At 52.0% G+C, this 21,350-nt stretch carries 19 protein-coding genes; 10 read left to right on the top strand and 9 right to left on the bottom strand.

Going from position 1 to position 21,350, the window contains the following annotated elements:
• Nucleotides 1-2: 2 nt before the first annotated feature.
• The 3 genes from RC74_RS04670 to RC74_RS04680 all read right to left on the bottom strand — a co-directional run bounded on the left by RC74_RS04670 (nucleotide 3) and on the right by RC74_RS04680 (nucleotide 2,681).
• Nucleotides 3-827 carry a C40 family peptidase gene (locus tag RC74_RS04670; RefSeq protein ID WP_039002404.1) on the bottom strand — a complete coding sequence of 275 codons (825 nt, stop codon included), beginning with the start codon at nucleotides 825-827 and terminating at the stop codon, nucleotides 3-5.
• Nucleotides 824-2,209, bottom strand: a complete 1,386-nt coding sequence (locus RC74_RS04675) for a leucyl aminopeptidase family protein (RefSeq protein ID WP_039002403.1) — start codon at nucleotides 2,207-2,209, stop codon at nucleotides 824-826. The genes RC74_RS04670 and RC74_RS04675 overlap by 4 nt, the downstream gene beginning before the upstream one ends.
• A 94-nt stretch (nucleotides 2,210-2,303) precedes the next feature.
• The gene (locus RC74_RS04680; RefSeq protein WP_039002457.1) at nucleotides 2,304-2,681 is read right to left on the bottom strand and encodes a hypothetical protein; all 378 of its coding nucleotides are present in this window, start codon (nucleotides 2,679-2,681) and stop codon (nucleotides 2,304-2,306) included.
• A gap of 152 nt (nucleotides 2,682-2,833) precedes the next feature.
• Here RC74_RS04680 and RC74_RS04685 point away from each other — a divergent pair, with 152 nt between their 5' ends.
• Nucleotides 2,834-3,484: a carbonic anhydrase gene (locus RC74_RS04685; RefSeq protein ID WP_039002402.1), complete on the top strand. Its 651-nt coding sequence runs from the start codon at nucleotides 2,834-2,836 to the stop codon at nucleotides 3,482-3,484.
• A 21-nt stretch (nucleotides 3,485-3,505) separates the two neighbouring features.
• Here the strand turns inward: RC74_RS04685 and RC74_RS04690 are convergent, their stop codons facing one another.
• The 5 genes from RC74_RS04690 to RC74_RS04715 form a co-directional block, all read right to left on the bottom strand.
• Entirely contained in the window at nucleotides 3,506-3,700 is a 195-nt protein-coding gene (locus RC74_RS04690) for a hypothetical protein (RefSeq protein ID WP_039002401.1), read from the bottom strand.
• Nucleotides 3,701-4,123: 423 nt separating this feature from the next.
• Nucleotides 4,124-5,146 carry an aspartate-semialdehyde dehydrogenase gene (locus RC74_RS04695; RefSeq protein ID WP_039002400.1) on the bottom strand — a complete coding sequence of 341 codons (1,023 nt, stop codon included), beginning with the start codon at nucleotides 5,144-5,146 and terminating at the stop codon, nucleotides 4,124-4,126.
• Between the two features lie 131 nt (nucleotides 5,147-5,277).
• A complete protein-coding gene (locus RC74_RS04700) occupies nucleotides 5,278-6,126 on the bottom strand; it encodes a universal stress protein (RefSeq protein ID WP_039002399.1) in 849 nt (282 codons plus the stop codon).
• A 9-nt stretch (nucleotides 6,127-6,135) separates the two neighbouring features.
• Nucleotides 6,136-7,638: a SulP family inorganic anion transporter gene (locus tag RC74_RS04705; protein ID WP_082802188.1), complete on the bottom strand. Its 1,503-nt coding sequence runs from the start codon at nucleotides 7,636-7,638 to the stop codon at nucleotides 6,136-6,138.
• Nucleotides 7,639-7,862: 224 nt separating this feature from the next.
• Nucleotides 7,863-9,905 carry a protein-disulfide reductase DsbD family protein gene (locus RC74_RS04715; protein WP_039002398.1) on the bottom strand — a complete coding sequence of 681 codons (2,043 nt, stop codon included), beginning with the start codon at nucleotides 9,903-9,905 and terminating at the stop codon, nucleotides 7,863-7,865.
• Nucleotides 9,906-10,153: 248 nt separating this feature from the next.
• On the opposite strand from RC74_RS04715, the gene RC74_RS04720 reads away from it, so the two are divergent.
• The 5 genes from RC74_RS04720 to RC74_RS04740 all read left to right on the top strand — a co-directional run bounded on the left by RC74_RS04720 (nucleotide 10,154) and on the right by RC74_RS04740 (nucleotide 16,202).
• Entirely contained in the window at nucleotides 10,154-10,885 is a 732-nt protein-coding gene (locus RC74_RS04720; protein WP_039002455.1) for a DsbA family protein, read from the top strand.
• A 222-nt stretch (nucleotides 10,886-11,107) separates the two neighbouring features.
• Complete coding sequence (locus RC74_RS04725) at nucleotides 11,108-12,988, top strand: polysaccharide biosynthesis protein (protein ID WP_236940027.1); 1,881 nt, start codon at nucleotides 11,108-11,110, stop codon at nucleotides 12,986-12,988.
• A gap of 106 nt (nucleotides 12,989-13,094) precedes the next feature.
• The gene (locus tag RC74_RS04730) at nucleotides 13,095-15,245 is read left to right on the top strand and encodes a YjbH domain-containing protein (RefSeq protein ID WP_052274844.1); all 2,151 of its coding nucleotides are present in this window, start codon (nucleotides 13,095-13,097) and stop codon (nucleotides 15,243-15,245) included.
• Nucleotides 15,245-15,922 (top strand): YjbF family lipoprotein, encoded by a 678-nt coding sequence (locus tag RC74_RS04735; protein ID WP_082802190.1) that lies wholly within the window; start codon nucleotides 15,245-15,247, stop codon nucleotides 15,920-15,922. Before RC74_RS04730 ends, RC74_RS04735 begins: the two co-directional genes overlap by 1 nt.
• Before the next feature lie 79 nt (nucleotides 15,923-16,001).
• The gene (locus RC74_RS04740) at nucleotides 16,002-16,202 is read left to right on the top strand and encodes a hypothetical protein (RefSeq protein ID WP_039002396.1); all 201 of its coding nucleotides are present in this window, start codon (nucleotides 16,002-16,004) and stop codon (nucleotides 16,200-16,202) included.
• Between the two features lie 119 nt (nucleotides 16,203-16,321).
• Here RC74_RS04740 and RC74_RS04745 read toward each other — a convergent pair whose 3' ends face one another.
• Entirely contained in the window at nucleotides 16,322-16,951 is a 630-nt protein-coding gene (locus tag RC74_RS04745) for a sugar transferase (RefSeq protein WP_039002395.1), read from the bottom strand.
• Between the two features lie 607 nt (nucleotides 16,952-17,558).
• Here RC74_RS04745 and RC74_RS04750 point away from each other — a divergent pair.
• From RC74_RS04750 to RC74_RS04765, 4 genes are all read left to right on the top strand, one after another.
• The gene (locus RC74_RS04750) at nucleotides 17,559-18,404 is read left to right on the top strand and encodes a polysaccharide biosynthesis/export family protein (protein ID WP_169798713.1); all 846 of its coding nucleotides are present in this window, start codon (nucleotides 17,559-17,561) and stop codon (nucleotides 18,402-18,404) included.
• A gap of 51 nt (nucleotides 18,405-18,455) precedes the next feature.
• Nucleotides 18,456-19,088, top strand: a complete 633-nt coding sequence (locus RC74_RS04755) for a CAP domain-containing protein (RefSeq protein WP_039002393.1) — start codon at nucleotides 18,456-18,458, stop codon at nucleotides 19,086-19,088.
• A gap of 42 nt (nucleotides 19,089-19,130) precedes the next feature.
• Complete coding sequence (locus RC74_RS04760) at nucleotides 19,131-20,339, top strand: BaiN/RdsA family NAD(P)/FAD-dependent oxidoreductase (protein ID WP_039002452.1); 1,209 nt, start codon at nucleotides 19,131-19,133, stop codon at nucleotides 20,337-20,339.
• A gap of 76 nt (nucleotides 20,340-20,415) precedes the next feature.
• Complete coding sequence (locus tag RC74_RS04765) at nucleotides 20,416-21,282, top strand: flagellar motor protein MotB (RefSeq protein ID WP_039002392.1); 867 nt, start codon at nucleotides 20,416-20,418, stop codon at nucleotides 21,280-21,282.
• The last annotated feature ends 68 nt before the right edge of the window (nucleotides 21,283-21,350 follow it).

Consider the following 21,350-nt stretch of genomic DNA (forward strand, 5'->3'; position numbering starts at 1 on the left):
CCTCAGGGGCGCTTCATCGAGGTAATCTCGCCAAACTCACGCGCGCCAATACGGCTGCGGGCCACCTCAAACGGTTCTATCGCAACGGCCATATGATGCGCATTTGCGTGGATCATTTCTCTCTCATTCAACATCATCGCGACATGGCCGCGCCAAAAAACCAAATCGCCCCGACGTAAATCTTTAGGTGCGACATCTGTGGTGAAAAAGGCTTCCTGCTGATCGCTGTCGCGTGGACACATAGTGCCGACAGCGCGCAAGCAAGCCTGCACAAGCCCCGAACAATCGATCCCAAACACACTGTCCCCACCCCAAAGATAAGGCACGCCAAGAAACGTCAGAGCCGTTTTAGCTGCATCCAAAGGCCGCTCCGACAAAGGGGATACATGCGGCACAGGAACAAAACCTCCCCCCGAAAGCTCAACATACCCTTCCAACTCGGCAACGACACTCAACAACGAGCCAAACGATACCGCAGCTTTATCAGCCGATTTCAAACTGGATTCAGTGTAAATATGCGAACTACGCGCCGTCACCCAATGGCTTGGTGCGACGGCCTCGCCCAAGGAAACTTCAGCCACATATCCAACGTTACCGTCCGCAACGACGCGCCCGAAGCACCACCCGTTGAGCGTTTCCAAAACGTCAAACCCCGCACCCATCAGCAACTGGGAGTCCCGCGTCCCGCGCGGCGCGGCGCAAACATCCACAACTGGGACCAACACCCGACGCGCCGCAACCTCGGCCAAACGCAGGGTGTCTACCTGCCCTCGCAACCCCACATGTGCAACGCGTTCATTTGCGAAAAATGTCCGGCGATCCGTCATAGTTCCAAGATTGCTGGCAACGCTTCTAAAATAGCGCGCGTTCCCTGCCCGCAACCACCCTTCGGGCGGGCCGCAGCCGCCGTCGGTTGCCAGCCATAAATATCAAAATGGGCATATCGAGGCGCATCAGTCACAAACCGGCGCAGGAACAACGCCGCCGTAATAGACCCTGCAAACCCACCGCTTGGCGCATTATCAAGGTCCGCGATTCCGGGTTCGATCATAGCTTCATACGGGGTGTGAAAGGGCATGCGCCATACGGGATCTGCCACGCGCTTTGCCGAATTTTCCAGTGCTGCGACCGTGTCTAAATCGCCACAAAAATAGGGGGCCAAATCCGGACCCACAGCAACCCGCGCAGCCCCAGTCAACGTTGCCATTGAGATAACAAAATCCGTTTCTTCTTCGTCCGCCAGTGCAAGCGCATCGGCCAAAACCAACCGCCCTTCGGCATCCGTATTATTGATCTCAACCGTCAGCCCCTTGCGCGACATCAAAATATCGGAGGGACGAAACGCCGATCCATCAATCGAGTTTTCAACGGCAGGGACCAGAACTCGAAGCTGTAGGGGCAGTTTAAGCGACATGATCATCTGTGCCAGCCCAAGAACAGCCGCCGATCCCCCCATATCTTTCTTCATAAGTCCCATCGACGCACCAGGCTTGATGTTCAACCCGCCGGTATCAAAACACACGCCTTTGCCCACGAGGGTAAGTTTTGGCCCCGCCGTCCCCCAGCGCATTTCAAGCAAACGCGGCTCTTGGGCGGAGGCCCGCCCGACCGTGTGAATCATCGGGAAATTCTGCGCGAGTAAGTCCTCTCCGACGATAGCGGTTGCCACGGCTCCGTGGGCTTTTGCCAGATCGAAAAAGGCCGCCTGAAGCTGTTCAGGCCCCATGTCTGAAGTTGGCGTGTTGATCAAATCGCGGGTGAGAGCTTCACCAGCGGCAATCGCCTCAATGCGGGCAACATCAACCGACTCAGGCGCTACAAGTTCAGCGCCACTAGCAGGCTGTTTGCGATACTTGTCAAAATGATATCCCGCCAGTAGCCAGCCAAGTGCTTCGACTTCAACGTCAAAACCTTCAGGGCTTTGGGCAATATGGTATGCGCCTTTTGGCAAATTGGCCGCCACACCGCCGAGATGGAAACGGCCGCGCTCGCGACCCAATGCGTCGCCGTACCCGACCAGAACGGCGGAAATTCCTCCTTCTGCATTCGGAAGCGCGCAAAAGCTTCCCAAACTTCCAGTGAACCCCTGCGCGGCCACCCAGTTTTGCGACGCCGCAGGCAAGCCCGATAGAAACGATTCGCATTCCAGCTTGGAAATAACATGCAACGGAATGGATGCGGCGGAGAGTTGGGCAAATTTCATCGACATAGGGTAGCCTGTGCTAGGGTAAAGACCTCACACAGACTAAAGACATGCTTGGAAGCTGCAAGGACAACAATACAGCTGAAATTGAAATTCCGCGCTACAGGGTCATATTTTGCGCATCCCAAACCGCGGTAAGTGACTTATCCCCCATACGGACGAGGCGCGAAACCGTTGCCGCGATCGCGGTGGGGTCATTGCGCGAAGCAGTGGCGGCCACGTGACGGGCAACCTGCGCCAATCCGTTCAAACCAATCTGATCCGCAATAGCAATCAGCCCCCTGGAACCTTTGCTCACCTTGGAAAACTCGCCTTGCCAATAAGCGGTTTCTATATCGGCCAACCTAACGGCTAGCTCCTCCATCGCCCGACGAACAACATCCTCAGCTCCTCGATTGCCAAGTTGAACAAACAACTCCGTCAACCGACTCGGATTGAGACGCACATTTTCATCGGGTCGAAGATTTACTGCTTCCACCAAAACCACACCCTCCGGTTCATTATAGCCCCCACGGCAATTTCATTTAAGGTCGCGTATCCTTAGAAAGAGTTTACGTAAAACGCAGAAATCTCTCGAATTTCTCGCAAATGCGCCTTAGAACACTTTGAACACAGGCCAAAGGAAACTCTATGGAACACGCGAAACCGTTACCTTCCTATCTTGTTCAACGCTACATGGGATGGAAAGCCACCACATTTGCTGAGAACAAAGTCTGGTATCAGCGACTGGCCGCAGAAGGCCAACGCCCTAGAGCCATGGTGATCTCGTGCTGCGATAGTCGCGTCCACGTGACCTCGATCTTTGGCGCCGATCAGGGCGAGTTTTTTATACATCGTAACATTGCCAATCTTGTGCCACCCTACAAACCGGATGGGGATATCCACGGCACATCTGCCGCAGTTGAGTATGCTGTAACGGCTCTGCACATCACCAATATGGTAGTGCTGGGCCATTCGGGTTGTGGCGGCGTGCGTGGCTGCCATGATATGTGTTCCGGCATTGCCCCCGAACTTGAGGAGAAAACCAGTTTTATTGGCCGTTGGATGGACATTCTACGTCCCGGCTTCGAGCGTGTTGCCCATATTGAAGATGAGGCCGAGCGCACGCGGGCACTTGAGCATCAATCGGTTCTTGTGTCCCTCGAAAACCTGATGACGTTCCCATTTGTACGGGAGGCCGTCGAAGAAGGACGAATGAGCTTGCATGGTCTTTGGACAGATATTGGCGAAGGTGGTTTGGAATACTACAATCCAAAAACTGGCCTCTTCTCTCCTGTCTAGACTCGCAATCCCCACGGCGTCTTAGGCGGCCAAACGGGACGCATCGAGGAGCACGGGTTTGTCGTAAGTTGGCAGGAAGTGTTCTGGCGTACCGGATGTGTCGCGAATAGTGCAGAACATAGCGAGAGATTTTTGACGTGCACGTTCACTTTTCAAACGAGCAAGAGCAACAGTACGACCAAGGCGGGCTTTTTCTTGAAGGCTAACGTTTGTCATTTTGTATCTCCAGATGATGTAGTTTGATTAAGTTCTTGCTAACCAGTGTTACCCAAAACTTGACAAAAAACGAGCAAGCAAAGGGATAAAACGGCTCCCTAGAGCAGAGGACGGGCCTCCAATGGTATAGGAACGACTAAAGTTTGTTTTAACCCAGCAAGATACCTATCCAATTGCGCCTCAATTCAAGGTTTCTTCGCCATATTCCGAACAACCCACCGCCACATGGAATTTTTCGAATGCGCTTGGTTGGGAAAAGAATCAAGTAAACAAGAACTTAACAAATTGTTATCGGGATAATTCACGTCTTAAACTTGCGCGCCCATTTAAAAGTTCGGCGTTCCCGAAATGCAAAACGCCTCCCGAGATTAACTCGGAAGGCGTTATTGTAATCGGAAACATCTTGGGCCTCACGACAGAGGCTTAGCCCTTTTTCAAAATCCGACGGCCATAAAGCTCGGCGATCTGAACTGCATTCAAAGCCGCACCTTTGCGCAGATTGTCAGAGACGCACCACAGGTTGATCCCGTTGTCGATCGTGCTGTCCTGACGGATGCGCGAGATAAACGTCGCGTAGTCGCCCACACATTCAATCGGGGTCACATAGCCACCATCTTCGCGCTTATCGATCACCATGACGCCTGGGGCCTCGCGCAGGATGTCACGCACCTCGTCTTCGTCGATAAACTCTTCGAATTCGATGTTGATCGCTTCGGAGTGGCCAACGAAAACCGGTACGCGCACACAGGTCGCGGTTACTTTGATCGACTTATCGATGATCTTTTTGGTCTCGGCGACCATTTTCCACTCTTCTTTGGTGGAACCGTCATCGAGGAAAACATCGATATGCGGGATCACGTTAAAGGCGATCTGCTTGGTGAAGACCTTATGCGCAACCTCTTGACCGGGAACATACATGCCCTTGGTTTGGTTCCAAAGCTCATCGAGTCCTTCTTTGCCGGAGCCAGAAACCGATTGGTACGTGCTCACAACAACGCGTTTAATCTTGGCGCGATCATGCAAGGGCTTAAGGGCAACCACCATCTGGGCGGTGGAGCAGTTCGGGTTCGCGATGATCATTTTGTTTTTGTAACCCTCGATCGCATCGGGGTTCACTTCTGGAACGATCAGCGGGATTTGTGGGTCATAGCGGTACAGAGATGAGTTATCGATCACCAAACAACCAGCTTTCGCCGCAATCGGCGCATATTTCGCTGTGGCTTCGGAACCAACGGCAAAAAGCGCCATATCCCAACCAGTGAAATCGAACGTGTCGAGGTCCTTCGTCTTGAGCGTCTTGTCGCCAAAGCTTACTTCCGAGCCCATAGATTTACGGCTCGCAAGCGCGATAATCTCATCAATTGGAAACTGGCGTTCGGCCAGAATATTTAGCATTTCGCGGCCTACATTACCTGTAGCGCCGACGATGGCGACTTTATAGCCCATATGGGGACTCCTTCGTTACGGTCACAAGGACGCGGCTCAAATAGCGCATCCGGCGCGGTGTGGAAAGGCCCACACCGCTTTATTTTGTGCGATCAGATATGCAAATCGTGAATATATACGCAGAAAGGCGCTTAGCGGAACATCAACAATGGCACCAAGCAGGATCGCACCATTTCCGTCGTCGTCGAGCCGATGAACAGGCTACGAATACGCGAGTGGCTAAAGGCCCCCATCAAAAGCATGTCGATAGACAACGTTTCGATGGCTTCATGGATCGCAACATCGGGCCGTTCGTCATGGATTTGCGCATCGACGTCATATCCGGCTTTGGCCAAAATTGCTTTCCCGCCTGCAAGCGTGGCGCGATTTGCCGACGTATCTGGGCCCGCAAAGATCAATTTGCATGCCAAACCTGCGAAGACCTTGCTTTGGGCGACGTGTTCGACCGCCTTGATCGAGCTTGCGCCGCCTTCAAACGCAATCATAAACGTTTTCACAGGCCGAAAGGCGCGCGACGTCACGAGCACGGGCTTTTTGCTGGTGCGGATCGCGCGTTCAACATTTGAGCCAAGATGCAGTTTCGCAAAATCTGCAGCCTCGCCACGTTTGCCGATCACAACAAGATCGCTGTCCTGTTCCGCCGAGTGCAACTCGTCCATTAGGTCGCCATGACGGAGGCGAGTTTGCACTTCGCTCACACCATCCGCACGTACCCGCGCTTCGGCATCTTCAAGGATTGCGCGGCCACGCTGAATATTGAGTTTGGCCTTTTGGGCGTCCAAATCCGCGAGCTCTTCCATGAGTTTGCTGCGCGCGCCCAATCCGATGTTTCCCGAAAGATTTTTAGAGCCCGCTTCGCGGCGCCCCAAAACATGGAGGATCTCAACCGAGGAGCCTTTGCGCGTGGCCACCCAAGCGGCGTGGTCGCAAACGCTTTCCGAATAAACCGAACCGTCCACCAATGCGATAATCTTAGACATAGTCACCTCCTAGTGGCCCATCAGACGCTCAAGCGCGCCCGGTTTGTCGTGTTCGGCCAAACGACCCATCAAGGTCTCACTGGCCTCGTTCATGCCAAAGATTTCAACCTCGGCCCCTTCACGGCGGAACTTCAGCACCACCATATCCAATGCGGCGACTGATGATATATCCCAAATATGCGCACGGCTGACGTCAATTGTCACACGCTCGAGCACTTCGCCAAAATCAAACGCAGGCGCAAGGTCGGGCGCAGTCGCAAAGAACATCTGTCCCTCAACCAAATACGCCCGCTCGCGACCGTCGTCTTTCAACGTTGACGTCACGCGGAATACCGCCGCGATTTTCCAAGCAAAGAAGATACCCGAGAGCAGCACACCCGTCAAAACACCCAGCGCAAGATTGTGCGAGAACACAGTCACAAACACGGTCGCCAACATAACAATTGAACTGGCACGCGGATGGTCGCGCAAGCCTTTGATGCTCGACCAACTAAACGTCCCGATCGAAACCATGATCATAATCGCCACAAGCGCTGGCATTGGAATGCGCGCGACCCAATCGCCAAGGCCGACGATGAGGATTAAAAGAAAGACACCCGCCGCAAAGCATGACAAACGTCCGCGTCCACCGGATTTCACGTTGATCATCGACTGGCCGATCATCGCACAACCCGCCATGCCGCCAATAAAACCCGTCGCAGTATTGGCGATACCTTGGCCGATGCACTCTTGGTTTTTGTCCGAAACAGTATCGGTCAAATCGTCAACCAATTGCGCCGTCATCAGGCTTTCCAACAGGCCAACAACTGCAATCGCAGCCGCCACAGGGAAGATGATTTGCAATGTTTCCAGCGTAAGAGGGATTTGCGGGATCAGGAAAACAGGCAGCGTATCTGGCAGCGCACCCATGTCGCCAACCGTTCGCACATCAATTCCCAGCATCATCGTCAAAGCCGTCAGAACGACGATTGTCACCAAGGGAGATGGGATAGCTTTAGTCAAATAGGGAAAGAGGTAGATAATCCCAAGGCCCAGCGCGAGCATCACAAAGGTCATCGTGTTCACACCGATTGTCGCGGGATTAAGTTCGGGAAGTTGCGCGATGAAAATCAAGATAGCCAAGGCATTCACAAAACCCGTCATCACCGACTTTGACACAAAGCGCATCACGCTTCCAAGCTTCAATAGGCCAGCAATGATCTGTAACAGGCCCGCGAGGACTGTCGTTGCAAGCAAGTATTCGAGCCCGTGATCCTTGACCAAGGTCACCATCAAAACCGCCGTCGCAGCCGTGGCCGCCGAGATCATCCCGGGACGGCCGCCTGTGATCGCCACAATCACCGCAATGGAGAAACTCGCGTAAAGACCCACTTTGGGATCCACACCTGCAATGATCGAAAAGGCAATCGCCTCGGGGATTAGCGCAAGCGCTACAACAAGACCCGCCATAAGGTCGGGACGGATATTGCCCAGCCAATCTTGGCGCATTCGAGGTAAAAAATCAGAATTCATGGGTATCTCCGGCCATTTCGGGCACGTCGTGGCCCTGTTCTCGCGTTTGCGCTGGCAATATTCGCTTGGTGCGTCATTTGCTAGGGGGAATGCGAAAAAGCCCGAAACCGTGTCGCATATTTGTAAATTTCAATCGCAAAGGCAGTCAAATGTGCCCCTAGCGTCACGTTTGGCGCTTGCTTGAGTGGTTTTGGGCCAATGATCAAAACCAGTCGTGCGCGAAATTAGCCCTCAGCTTGCTTGAACGCGTCCAAAACAATATCCGATGTCAGTAGTTCGGGTAAGGCAATCCCGTCCGGCGCTGCGGGCCCGTACACAATATTAAACGGCACACCAAACCGCCCATTGGACCGTAAGAAACGGGCTATATCTTCGTCTTGGCGCGTCCAATCTGCAATCATGGGAACAACGTTCTCTTGTTGCAAAACTTCCGCAACCTTTCCCTGTGTTAGGACCAGTTTTTTGTTCGCCTTACATGTAAGACACCAATCCGCTGTGGCGTCGACGAAAACCGTCTTGCCCGAAGCGACAAGTTTGGGAATTTCTCCTCGGTCAAATTTCTGCCATTCGATTTGGGAACTAGAAGCGTAGGTCATTTCTTCAGGTGCAGAAAGCGCAAGTGGTACACCAAGAGCCGCTAGAAAAATCGCGATGCTCACGGGTGCCTTCACGCGCTGACCAAACGTCAGGACGAGAACCAAACCGACCAACAGCAAGAGGACAAGCCCAGCCGACTTCACCCCTGAAACTGTGGCCAGAACGCTCGTCAGCCAAAGCGCTGTCGCGACCAGCAAAAGGCCCAGAACAAACTTTACCGTGATCATCCAGCGCCCTGGTTTGGGCAGAGCGCGAATAAGAGAGGGCCGCAGTGCCACGATGAGATAGGGTGCGGACAGCCCGATACCTAGTGCAGAAAAGATACCCAAAACATCAAGCGTGCTCCCAGCAAGGGCGAAGGCCACGGCCGTACCTAGAAACGGAGCGGAACACGGGGTCGCTAAGACGGCGGCCAGCGCGCCGGTTGAAAAGTCCGCGATATACCCCGAGCCAGTTCCCGTCGCATTCATCCTAGTCATCCAAGATTGCGGCAGGGAGATTTCAAACAGCCCTAACATATTGGCGGCAAAAACGGTAAGAACCGCGAGCATAGTGACGAGGAAAATCGGGCTCTGAAATTGAAGCCCCCAACCTACCGTTTGCCCCATGCCGCGCATCAGAAGAAGCACAGCTGCGAGTGCCCACATGAAGGTTAGAACCCCGAAGGACGACGCCAAGAAACCGCGCCTAACACGGGCAAGACTTTGGTCGCGCACCTTGAGGGCGGATGCAAATTTGATCGACAAAACAGGGAGGACGCAGGGCATCACATTGAGGATCAACCCGCCTAGAAGCGCGAGAAAGTAGACCCAAATGCGGGAGGTTTGGTTCCCTGAGCCACTGGTTTCGTAGGGTGGGACGGGGATTCCATCGCCGAGTTGCGCGTCAAATGTGAACGCCCGTTCGCCATCTACGACGGTGAGCGCCAGGACGTCAGCTTCGTCATCCAACGCGAGTATTGGGGTCTCAGCCCATAGCGTTTTACCATCCTCAGACAGCCGAATATCAGGCACCCCAAAGGCCGAGCCCGACCCGAACTCTGGAAAAATATCCGGCGCTTGAAAGGGCACTTCATCACGGATTTCCAGCGTCAACGTCTCGTCGGACATATATGAGATTGCGGTAAGACTTTCAGAAGGCTCGGACGGAACAAGCGCCATCGCTTCGGCGATATAACCAGCTGAGATCGCATCAATTCCCTCCCCCTGACCGATGGGTAGCTCCAACGCAAAGGCGTCGGGAATACAGACTTCCGCGCAGACAAGAAGCGAGAAGTTCCCCCGCAACACGGCGGCTTCTCCGGGGTTTTCCAAAGTCACCTGCAACGGAAAAAGCACTTCATGCGCATATCCGAAATTCTCAATGCCAAAGGCGCGAAACCGTGTTGGCGCAGGATACTGAAAATCTACCGACGCAATATTTTCCGACGCGCTCCAATCAACCTCTGGCGGCAGGCCAACTTCGCCCGGGCTTCTCCAATACGTTTTCCACCCATCTTCGAGTTCTAGATGCAGGCCAGCCGAAAAGGTATGTGCGCCGGATGCGATTCCGTCTTGTGCCGACCGTAACTTCGCATTGAGAGAATTCGATTGATAGGGAACACTTTCAAGCGCAAGAACACTCGTTGCGAACACGGTCATTAGAGCCGCCAAAAGAATTTTCATGCGCATTTCAGCCTCGTTATTAATTCGGGCATGTGTGGAGCCTACTTGGAACACATGCAAATCAGATCGTCGTGAACATTTTTGATGTGACAGACATATGGCACAGGGACCAAACGATGGGAAACGCGACATCTTAACGAGGGACGCTGGGTTGCCTCACGGTGAGTTTACGAGCAAATTCGCCACAAATGCTTGCGCACATTTATCAAACCGCCTTTAAGGGGCTGCAACACTATCTTTCAAAGGATCCCAACATGCTGAGCCGTATCACTGCCACTGTCCTCATTACTTTTCTTGGATTCGTTCCAGCGGCTCAAGCCCAAGATTTCACCGAAGAGCAAATTAAAGAGCTTGTTCTTCAAACAATCCTGGAAAACCCTGACGTCATTCGTTCGGCTCTCATTCTACTGCAACAGCAAGAACAAGCAACCGAGGCCGCCGCCGCAGTTGAGACCCTCGCAGCGCAACGTCAAATGCTGGAACAAGACCCGAATGCGCCCGTTTTGGGCAACCCTGATGGGGATGTGACGGTGGTCGAATTTTTTGACTACAATTGCCCCTACTGCAAAAAAGCGGCCGATGTCGTTGAGGAATTGATCGCCAACGACCCAAATGTACGCGTCGTTTACCGCGAGTGGCCCATCCTAAGTGAAGGATCAGTATATGCCGCCCGCGCCGCATTGGCATCCCGCGAGCAGGGAAAATATGAGGAATTCCATTGGGAGATGATGGAGCAACGCGGCAGGCTCGACGAGAAGTCCGTGCTCAAGATTGCCAAAAGCATTGGTCTAGATTTAGATCGCTTGAAAGAAGATATGAATGCGCCCGAGGTCGACGAACACATTGAAACGACTCATGCGCTTGCGAAAACTCTTGGCTTTGGGGGAACACCCTCTTTTGTGATTGGTGACGCTTTGGCGCCCGGCATGATTGAAATGCCGACAATGATCGAAATGGTCGAAGCCAGCAGAAACAAAACTAACTGAGCCATTTTCGGGCTAAATCTGTGCTAATTTTAGCCCGATGTCGGCGTCTTTTTGCTTGCCGCATCAAAAAGCTAGCGGATTTCCTCTTTTCTCACTAGCATCCCGTACCTATTGCCGCTGAAATTTTGGCGGCCCACGGTGGGGACCGAGCGAACGTATTGAAGTATGCCATTTCCGGCCTTCAATTTTAACGCTTGGAAAAAGTTTTAAGAGGCCATTTTAGTGTCATTGCTTGGTAGAATTGAAAAACTCACACGCGCGCAGAAACGTTTTGTGTTTTTGTTTGTGGACACGTCACTCCTTCCAGTCGCACTTGGATTTACTCTTCTCGTTCAATCTACACCCACTGAACCCTTTGGCTCAAACACAAGTATCATTGCCCAGACGGTAATTCTCATTTGCTTGGCGGCACTATTTACGACCTATCTTAAAATACCAAACATTCGGCTTCGCGATTACGAAATTCGCGCAGCAGGTAAGACTGTCCAGCTTTCCATACTTTTGTCGCTTGCCTTTATGGCAACTGGCAAGCTTTTCGGCCTGCAGTATCCCCTGGGAACTATCATGGTTTTTGGGAATAGCTACTTGTTGTTTGCGGTCACAAGCCGCGTGATGATGCTAAAAATCCTCGAGATGATTTATCTCGCGGGGCATCCTCGGGAACGCCTCATTATCTATGGCGCGGGCCAGACAGGTATGAATTTTGCCAAAGCGATCCAAAGTAAAGAACACTATGAGATTCTAAGCTACGCCGACGACAACCCCGCCATTCAGAGCGTTGCCATTGATGGCATCCCGATTGCGCGCCCTTCCCAAATTCCGCATATCGCCAAGATAAAGCAGGCGCACAAAGTCATCCTTGCCATGCCGTCCCTGTCGTTTGCACGGCAAGTTGCCATTGTTCGACGGTTTGAAAAATTTGGTCTCGAAGTCCTAACACCCTCTGACTTTGCCGAATTGATTGGCGATGAGGAAATGGGGCAAGTCTTCTCCCTGAGTGACCATCAACAGCTACTTGGTCGGGCCAAAGTCGACCACAAAGTGACCGAATTTGGGGACAATTATCGTGGCAAAAATATCCTTGTCACAGGCGCAGGCGGGACAATTGGCTCTGAACTCTGCCGCCAGCTTTTGTCCTGTGGGCCCAAGCAGATCATCCTTTTGGATAGCAGTGAATTTGCCTTATACAACGCGGACATGGACATTTCGAGTTTCGCCAACGAACTTGGAATCGAGGTCAAACCCGTTCTAGGGTCCGTGAGCGATCCAAGATTGGTTGCATCTGTTTTCGCTGAAAATAAGATTGATGTCGTTTTTCATGCCGCGGCGTACAAACACGTGCCTATGGTTGAGATCAACAGCCTCGCAGGACTTGAAAACAACGTTCTTGGAACTGCGACTCTCGCGAAAGCATCCCATGACGCCAACGCGGAACGGTTTATTCTTGTGTCCTCAGACAAGGCTGTGCGCCCAACCAATGTTATGGGTGCATCCAAGCGGATGGCCGAATTGGTCGTTCAGGATCAAGCCTCGCGCTCAAATACGGTCTTTTCAATGGTTCGGTTCGGGAATGTTCTAGGGTCGTCAGGCTCGGTTGTTCCGCTCTTTCGCAATCAAATTGCGCACGGGGGTCCTGTGACGGTGACCCACAGTGAAGTCACGCGCTATTTTATGACGGTTCAGGAGGCCAGTCGTCTTGTTCTTATGGCGGGAACCTTTGCGCAGGGTGGCGAAGTCTATGTTTTGGATATGGGCGAACCCGTCGAAATTCTGAACCTTGCGCGGCGCATGATTGAAGCCAGCGGTTGTACAGTCAAAACGGCAGAAAACCCAGACGGGGACATTGAAATTCTGACGACAGGCCTGCGCCAAGGCGAAAAAATGCACGAGGAGCTTTTGCTTGGCGAGGGCAATATTACGACTCCCCATGCCAAGATTTTCTGTGCGCGCGAAGAATCATTATCCGAACTCGAAGTGGCCGCCGCCCTCAAGGCCTTGCGCCACGCGATCGCTACCACCGATCGGAATGCAGCCTTGGACATTCTATATGGATGCGTCGAAGGTTATGCCGAAGCCGCCTCCCCACCCGCAGTCGAAATGTGATGTAAACAAGACGATTGTTGCTTATAGCGAAGGCCGTTGGGTATTGTTACTTGCCCCACGATTCACGGTATGTTTTACCATGAACAACACTAGACGGGTAGGATTTATGCTGGGCCACAAAAGAAACAAAGTAAGCTATCGGGGACTCGCCCTGCGCAGCACCGCGCCGAGTCTTTGCATTGCTTCTCTTGTTTTGGCGGTTCCGACTGCGGCCTCTGACGCATCCTATAACTTGGCCGGCATTGCAGGCCTCATCGACATGCCGTCAGGCGAAGCAATGCCGGACGCCGAACTTGCAGTGACAATGTCGACCTTTGCGGGGGGCACGCGCGCGTCTAGCACTTTCCAAATAACCAAGCGCCTATCTGGAACATTTCGGTATTCTCGGATCGATAATTGGAACACCATTGAGTATCCAACATATTACGACCGCAGTTTTGATTTACGCTATCAATTTTTGACGGAAACCGAGTATTTGCCCGCAGTGACCGTTGGCATCATGGATGTCGCTGGCACAGGAATTTACTCCGCAGAATACATTGCCGCCACGAAAAACTTCTCGCCAAAAATACGGGCGACAATTGGATTGGGGTGGGGCCGGCTTGGTTCTTACAACTCAATTGGCTCCCCGTTTGGCACCCGTCCGCCAATTGATGTTGGCCAGGGCGGTACCTTTAGTACCAATCAATATTTCCGCGGCCCAATGTCGGTTTTCGGTGGCGTCGAGTATCGGCCAACAGAAAAACTCTCGCTCAAAGTAGAGTATTCCTCGGACGACTACACCCTTGAAGCTGGCGAAAAAGACCTGTTTGACCGTAAATCACCCCTTAATTTCGGCGCCGAATATCGCTTCAACGATATCATATCGGCTGGCGTATATTATATGTATGGATCCGAACTCGCAGCAAGCCTCTCGATGAAATTCAGCCCCAAGCGCCCTGCGGTTTTGGGGAGCTATGGTCCTGCCCCCTTGGCCGTGCAACCTCGTCCTGTTTATGCTGACGACCCGGAGCAATATTCGACTATCTGGATGACAGAACCCGGATCTCAGGAAATTCTGGCACAAAACCTCCAAAAACACATGGAGTTCGACGACGTCAAAATGGAAGCTGTTGCAATGCGCGGCACATCGGTTGAAGTGCGCATTCGCAACGAGACATTCATCAATAGCGCCCAAGCAATTGGCCGCACAGCCCGCGCACTGACTCGGACTATGCCGCCCTCCGTCGAAACCTTTGAGATTGTGAATATGGTCAACGGGCTTGCGACTTCGGTTGTTAAATTGAAACGGAGCGACGTTGAGAAGTTCTCAACTGCGCCAAATGGCGAAGCGCTCATAATGGCGAGTGCAGTCATTGAAGACATTGTCCCCACGAAACCCGCCAACCTGATTTATGCCCCTGGGGTTTATCCGGATTTCCAATGGGCTATTGACCCCTACATGGATTTCAGCCTGTTCGATCCAGACGACCCCATTCGCTGGGGCGCAGGTATTGAAGCCACGACGCTTCAGTTCCTTGCTCCCGGTTTGGAATTATCTGGATCGATCCAAGCCCAGCTGATTGGTACACTTGGCAAGGATGAATCTCCTTCAACATCCGCCATCCAACCTGTGCGCAGCGATGCCAACCTTTACGAGAGCTTCAGCCCTGTTTCCCTGCAGTATCTTACTTTGGGGTATTTCTTTCAACCAACGGAAGAGATCTATGGACGCGTGAGCGCGGGTTACCTCGAACGTATGTTCGGCGGCATTTCATCCGAGCTGCTCTGGATGCCTGTTAATCAGCCCTTCGCCTTTGGTATTGAGGCGAACTATGTCGTTCAACGCGAAACAGACTCCTATCTCGGCTTCCAAGACTACGGCGTCGCAACCGGTCATGCCTCGATGTATTACAAACACGAAGCAAGTGGATTTGATTTCCAACTCAGCGCCGGAAAGTATCTGGCGGGGGATGTGGGCGGAACCTTTACCGTGCGCCGCGAATTTACAAACGGCTGGCGCGTTGGGGCATTTGCAACAATTACTGATTTAAGCGCCGAAGATTATGGCGAAGGCTCCTTTGATAAAGGTGTCATCCTTGAAATCCCCCAAAGCTGGCTCACAGGCAAACCTTCGCGTCGCGTTCAGGAAGTTGCACTGCAAGTCTTGTCACGGGATGGCGGCGCTCAACTCATCGTCAACGACCGTCTTTATGACCGTATTCGTGTCAATCATGCGGCCGCGATTCGAGATGGCCAAGGGAGAGTCTGGCGGTGATGACTATTACTCGTAAGTTAACACTTGCCGCCTGCTTATTGGCTGTGGCTGCTTGTAGCTCTGAAGAGCGTGACGAAACCATAGGTACGGCGGTTTATAGCGACTTAAAAGGCAGATATATGTCTTCGGCCAAACCGAGCAAAGATGCAGCAACGGCGACATCCTCTTCTCCGGCCAAAGGCGACCTTTCATGGATCGAAACGAACACCAAACCGCTGATTATTGTTCTTGTCGAGAAAATGGAAGGCATGGCTTTCCTCTCGTTTCAGGTACAAAATGGGCCCTATAAAACCTGGCGCACCAAAAATGGAGCCTCCTATACGTTCAAGGGGCCCTTTGTTACCGGTACGAAAGCGCTTGGCGCCGATCTGGTGTCCGCGAGCGTTCCCGCATCAATTCAAAGTTCAGGGTCTCATCGCCGCACGCACTATTATCTTGATGGCGATGATCAAGTGGCGCCACTTCAGGCTGAATGTTCGTGGACGTTCGTGGGGGCCGAAACCACGCAAATTTTAAACAAATCCTATGCCACCAAACACTATAAAGAATCGTGTGTTGCTGGAGAAATTGGATTCAAAAACGACTATTGGCTCGATTCTAGTGGTATCACTCGTCAATCCCGCCAATTCGTATCCGAAACTGTTGGTTATGTGTCACTATTAGTAATTTTAGAGTAACCAACGGAATATAACTTTACCGTAAACCCAAGCCACGATATGCTTTTCTCGCGTACGTGCATATATTAATGGAGCTAACATGAAAAAAATCACAGCACTCACCGCTGTTTTGGCGCTTTCCGCCACTACAGCATTCGCCGGCAGCCCTGAAGTAGTTGTTTCCGAGCCAATGCCAGACGTCTTCATTGCTGAAGAAGAAGGCAATAACTGGCTACCACTCGCATTGCTCGGCCTCGTAGCCGTTGCTGCGGTTGTAGCAAGCAACAACGACGACACCTAAGTCGTTCTGTGAACTGGAATTTCGGGGTGTCATAGTTTTGATACCTCGGCTTTCACCAAAAGCGGGCTTCAGTAATGAGGTCCGCTTTTTTATTTTCTACGCACCCATTTGTTTTCAGACTATTTTCGAGCTTTTGGCTTGCGTACGGAAAAAACTTTTCCAACCGTCTGGGTTAGAATTTCCAGATCGAAACACACTGATTGGTGCGCTTGATAGATTAAATCTAGACGCGCTTTCTGGGGAATACAGCGGCGCCGGTATACGCTATCGGTTTGCTCGGCTGTCGAGCATTTTACTAACATTTCAGTTTCATGCTGGTGATATGTAAGCGTGGCCAAACCCGTAATTCCGGGCCGAGAGGCGAGAACCTGCCGATAAAGTTCGGGAAAGTCTTCGACATACAGCCGCAAGGGTGGGCGCGGCCCAACAAGGCTCATATCCCCCTTAAGCACGTTCCAAAGCTGTGGAATTTCGTCAAACCTTAGACGGCGCAATCGTTTGCCATACCGCGTATATCTCGCCCGTTTGTCGCCACCGGTCACACCAGAATTTACCGCTGACATTTCCATGCTGCGCAATTTCCAAAGTAAAAAAACCTCGTTTGGGGACTTCATGCGCTCCGAAAGGTAGAAAATTGGCCGCCCCTGGACAGCCATAAGAAACAAGAACAACACCGCAAAGGGTATGGCAAAAAAGAGAATTCCCACACACGCGAGAAAAATGTCCAAACTACGTTTCTGCCAAGTCACACACAATCTCCTGCGCCGATAATATGAAGAGAGTCTTCAGGACCGCGCGCATATGTTTTCCGATTTTATTTTGCAGTATTTATGCGTCAACCTCAACCGTTCGGATGCATTTCCCAAAAGCGGAAGTGACCTGTTCCAAAATTGCTAGCAAATTCTTAGGCTTTGGCCTCTAGGGTATTTTTCATGTACTCCACCACACTTCGAGGATCGCTTTATGCCGACAAATATTGCCATATATTAAATGTATGATTGACCTTGCCCCTGCACACAGTATCTTGTGTGAAACTAAAATTTTCTTCGGGTTTGGCACAAGATAGTGCGAGAATCTGGTCTTAGGGGACCAAAAATGACAAGGCTGACAAACCTAATCTTCGCACTCGTAGCAGGACTTGGCATTGCCGCCTGCTCACTCCCAAGGGGTGCCGCGGTTTCGAGCGAGGTGATTAGTGGCGCTGGAGATGCAAATTCCCCTTTCGCCCTGCATGTCATATCACCAGATTTCCTAACGCAATTCGCTAAGTGGCCGGGAAATCAGTCTTCAAAAACATATCCTTGGATCTCACACCAGGCGGGACCCGCTAGCCCTATCATTGCGGCAGGTGATATTGTGAGCCTCCGGATTTGGGACAGTGGAGAGAACTCCCTTTTGAGCACCGATGGGCAAAAAGCGACTGAGCTCGCAGGTCTCGTTGTTTCGCCAAGCGGCACCATTTATGTCCCGTATGTTGGGGACGTATTGCTTACGGGCCTCACCCCAGAGGGCGCTCGAAAGGAATTGCAAGTCAAGATCGAGACGCTTATTCCCGCCGTTCAGGTTCAACTCGTCCATGTGTCAGGCCGCAAGAATTCCGTTGACCTCGTGGGCGGCGTTATGAAGGCCGGAAGCTTCCAATTGCCAGATCGCAACTTCACCGTCCTCAGCTTGCTGTCCGCAGGCGGCGGGGTTGACCGTGGTGTCCGAAATCCACAAATTCGCCTCGTTCGCAATAACACGACCTACGGAACTTCCCTTGATAACCTCTATGAGGACCCAAGCCGTGACACAACTTTGCGTGGCGGGGATAAGGTTATTGTCGACGAAGAAAAGCGCTATTTTGTAGGAATGGGGGCATCAAAGAATGAGGCAACTATCTATTTCAGCAAAGACAACATAACCGCGCTTGACGCGATCGCGATGATGGGTGGATTGAACGATCTGCGAGCTGATCCAGAGGGAATTCTTGTACTTAGAAACTATCCAACCTCCGCGATCCGTTTGGATGGAATGGGCCCTACACGCGATCAAATCGTGTTTTCCATCGACCTGACTTCTGCAGAAGGGTTATTTGGCGCTAAGAAATTCGAAATCGTTCCCGGTGATGTTGTGCTTGCAACCGAATCAGTTGTCACAGCGGCAAGCTCGATTGTTGGCTTATTTGGCGCCGTAGTCGGCGTTGCTGCACTTACGAAATAGATGCAGGAAATTTAGGCGGTTTGACCTTGAAACCAGTTTAGGAGCTTAAATATGAGAAGTATCGCCCGTAGCTTATGCCTCGTTGTCAGCGTAATTTTTCTATCAAGCGTTGCAGAAGCCGCCTGCGAACGGACACTCATTGCGGGATCGAATAAAGCGATACCCGCGACCGGAAAAATCAACGAATCCTTGTTAAACAACGCCGTCCTTATCGAAGTGAACTACGCGCGCTGTCGTTCAGGACTTCCAGCGCTATCAAGCGACTCTAAGCTCACAAAACCTGCGACGAAACACTCAAAGTGGATGGCGAAGAACAGCACGCTATCACACAAGTCCAATGTTAGGGGGCAAAACTCTACGCAAGCTCGCATTACGAAGTCGGGGATCAAGCTCAAAACTGGTGCCGAAAACATTATTAGAATGTACCGATATCAACTGACCGGCGGCCCGTTTTTTGTAAAGAATATGGCGACCTGCGACTTTGCAGACGGCAAAGGGAACACGCTGCATCCGTATAGCTATGCAAGTCTCGCGCGTGAGGCCACCCGCCAGTGGATTGAGTCGCCCAACCACCGTAAAAACGTCATTAGCAACAGAATGCGCTTGACCGCTACGGGCGCAGCCGTCGATCCAAAGGGGTCCCACTGTGGCTCAATCTACTTAACCCAACTCTTTATTGGTTAAGCATCCCCTTGCATTGAATGGGCAGCTGTGGTTCAGCAAGGCATGAGTGGCATTTCAAAATTCGATGTAATCGTCATGGGGGCGGGCGCTGCCGGCATGATGTGTGCGGCCCAAGCGGCGAGTACCGGCAAAACTGTCCTTATCCTTGACCATGCAAAAGCTGCGGGTGAGAAGATTCGGATATCCGGCGGGGGACGCTGCAATTTCACGAACCTCCATTGTGGCCCTCAGAATTTCATCTCGCAAAACCCCCATTTTGCCAAATCCGCCTTAAAACGCTACACACAGTGGGATTTCATTGAGTTAATTTCCACGCACAGCATTTCATGGCACGAAAAAACGCTTGGGCAGTTGTTTTGCGATGATACGGCGAAAGATATCATCGCGATGCTTTTGCGGATGATGAAAAAGGAGCGCGTGGAGCTTCGACTCCAAACTTCTGTGACGTCGGTGCGCCACTCCGATGGCCTTTTTGATCTCGTCTTAAACGATGGAAGCACGCTCCAAGCATCCTCCGTCGTCGTGGCAACTGGCGGAAAATCGATCCCAAAGATGGGTGCGACAGGTATAGGGTATCAAATTGCAGAGCAGTATGGCCATTCGATCATTGAAACACGCCCCGGCCTTGTGCCGCTAACGTTTGGTGAGGATACCAAACAGGATTTTAGCGCGCTTCCTGGTCTTTCAGTGCCCGCGCGCGTCACAGCAAATGGCACTGGCTTTAGTGAGGGCTTACTCTTCACACACCGTGGGTTATCCGGACCCTCCATCCTGCAAGCCAGCAGTTACTGGAATGAAAAAGACCCTATCCACGTGCATATCCTACCCGAACGGACTCTTTTTGAAGACCTCCGAGCGTTGCGCAAGGAGCACGGGAAAAAGTCAATTTCCAACGTTCTGGCCATGGTGCTCCCCACTCGGCTTGCTGACTATTTTTCAAACCAAATGCGCCTGACGGGAAACCTTGCGGACCAAAGCGACGTGGATTTGCGCGCTATTGCGACCTATCTGTCCGCTTGGGAGCTTTTTCCAACGGGGACAGAGGGTTACCGCACGGCCGAAGTGACCCTGGGAGGGGTGAACACCGATCAGTTGAGCTCCAAAACAATGGAATCACGCTTAGTTTCTGGCCTTTATTTTATTGGAGAAGTGGTCGACGTCACTGGGTGGCTCGGCGGGTTCAACTTCCAGTGGGCATGGTCGTCTGGTTGGGCTGCAGGATCTGCAATCGCATCTCAAACCAAAAATTAGTTAGGATTTGAAGGGTTAACGCCACTTTCACACCCCTTTGATATCAAAAGGTTGGGTGAATATAAGAGGTGGTGACATGAGCGTTGTTGATAACAGCAAGCGTCCGATAATTATTAAACGCAAGAAGATTATTGCTGCTGGGCACCATGGCGGTGCGTGGAAAGTGGCTTACGCCGATTTCGTGACCGCTATGATGGCGTTTTTCCTTCTTATGTGGTTGCTGGGCGCCACAAACGAGAAGCAGCGCAAAGCGATTGCTGATTACTTCAATCCAACAATTACAATCAATAGGAACTCGGGTGGAGGTGGTAGCTTTTTTGGCGGGGATAGCCCCTTTCCCGAAGAAACTTTGGCACACAACGGTGTTGGTGCATCCAACCCATTGCCGGAAGAACTTCTAGAGCAAGCTGGGAAAAGTGACGGCGGAAACGGCGGCCAGCAATCAGAAGAAGAAAGAGCTGCCCGCGCGGCGGAGGAAGCCGATCTAGAGCAGGCTCAGCAAGTTTTGTTGGGTGCTGGAGGAGAAAGCATTCTCCTAGACAAAGCGCTTACTCATGTTCTTACGCGACTGACAGACGAGGGTTTGGTAATCGAAATTTTTGATATTCCAGGCGAGCCTCTATTCATCGAAGGAACTTCGCAACCAACTGAAATAACCAAGGAAATTGCAGCCATGATGGTGCGTATTTTTAAGTTGGTTCGTAACGAAGTTGCCTTGAATGGACACACCCAAGCCGTTCCCATCGTCGCGCTCACTGATAGTACTTGGAGTATTTCGACGGCGCGTGCCATGGCCATGCGCCAACTGTTGGAACAAGAAGGCTTGGGTGGAAAACGTGTGCAACGCGTCACGGGGTTTGCATCCCGAAAAACCATTGACCGTGACCCGATGTCCTATCGGAACAATCGGCTGGAACTCATCTTGCTACGATCAGACTACTAAACTGGAACGCAAAAACAAATTAGACCGCATTTTAATTGTTAGGGGGCCGTTAAGCATGCGCATGTAGA

The sequence above is a fragment of the Falsihalocynthiibacter arcticus genome, from assembly GCF_000812665.2.
Classification (GTDB): domain Bacteria; phylum Pseudomonadota; class Alphaproteobacteria; order Rhodobacterales; family Rhodobacteraceae; genus Falsihalocynthiibacter; species Falsihalocynthiibacter arcticus.